Origin of the sequence: Salinarimonas soli, assembly GCF_008386575.1 — a bacterium.
Taxonomy (GTDB): Bacteria; Pseudomonadota; Alphaproteobacteria; order Rhizobiales; family Beijerinckiaceae; genus Salinarimonas_A; species Salinarimonas_A soli.
Genome location: NZ_VUOA01000051.1, coordinates 1 through 1305, shown reverse-complemented (window position 1 = coordinate 1305; position 1305 = coordinate 1). Strand labels below are relative to the sequence as shown.

At 72.1% G+C, this 1305-nt stretch carries 1 protein-coding gene; it reads left to right on the top strand.

The window, feature by feature from the left end; all coding sequences use genetic code 11:
* Nucleotides 1-1302: TolC family outer membrane protein (locus F0L46_RS24300; protein ID WP_149822208.1), on the top strand; the 1302-nt coding region annotated here is incomplete at its 5' end.
* Nucleotides 1303-1305: the final 3 nt, after the last annotated feature.

The following is a 1305-nucleotide window of genomic DNA, read 5'->3' as shown; positions in this document are numbered from 1 at the left end:
GCCGAGACGTTGGAGGGTGCTTTGGCGAAGGCGTATGCCGGGAGCCCGACGGTGAACGCGCAGCGCGCCAACCAGCGCGGGGTGGACGAGAACGTGCCGCGGGCGCTGTCGGGGGCGCGGCCGCGGGTGACGGGCACGGCGGACGTGGGAGCAAGCTTCACGGAGGGCTCCAGCGCCGGGCGCTCCTCCAGCACGCTCACCGCCCCGCGCGGCTTTGGCGTCGAGGTGAGCCAGTCCATCTACAACGGCAACCGGACCGGCAACGGCGTGCGCCAGGCCGAGTCGCAGATCCTGGCCGCCCGCGAGCAGGTGCGCACCACGGTGCAGAACGTGCTGTTCGACGCCGTGTCGGCCTACATGAACGTGCTGCGCGACACCGCCATCCTCAACCTGCAGCAAAACAACGTCGAGGTGCTCGACGAGCAGCTGCGCCAGGTGCGCGACCGCTTCCAGGTGGGCGAGATCACCCGCACCGACGTCGCCCAGTCCGAGGCGCGGCTGGCCGCCTCGCGCTCGCAGGCGAGCCTGTCGGAGTCGAACCTGCGCGCCTCGATCGCGCGCTTCCGCCAGGTGGTGGGCGTGCAGCCCCGCCAGCTCGCGCCAGGGCGCCCCGTCGACCGGCTCGTGCCCGCCAACCTCGACACCGCGATCCGGATCTCGCTCTCCGAGAACCCCGCCATCGGCGCCGCCCAGCACGCGTTCGACGCGGCCGAGCTGCAGGTGAAGGTGGTGGAAGGCGAGCTACTGCCGAGCCTTGGGGTGGTGGGCAGCGCGAGCCAGCGCTACGACTCGCAGACCTCGGGCGACCAGCGCTTCAACGCGCAGGTGGTGGCGCGCCTCTCGGTGCCGATCTACGAGGGCGGCGAGGTCTATGCGCGGGTGCGCCAAGCCAAGGAGGTGGCGGGCCAGCGGCGGATCGAGGTGGAGATCGCGCGCGATCAGGTGCGGGCGTCGGTGATCGCGGCGTGGGGCACGCTGGAGGCGTCGAAGGCGCAGATCCTGGCGGCCCAGGCGCAGGTGGCGGCGGCCGAGACGGCGCTGACGGGGGTTCGCGAGGAGGCGCGGGTGGGCCAGCGCACGACGCTGGACGTGCTGAACTCGCAGCAGGAGCTGCTGAACGCGCGGGTGAACCTGATCACGGCGCAGCGCGACCGGGTGGTGGCGTCGTACGCGGTGGTGCAGGCCACGGGCCGGCTGAGCGCCGAGCACCTGAACCTGCAGAGCGGGCGCTACGACCCGAAGGTCCACTACGACCAGGTCAAGGGCCTCTGGTACGGAACGCAGACCCCCTCAGGAGACTGAGGC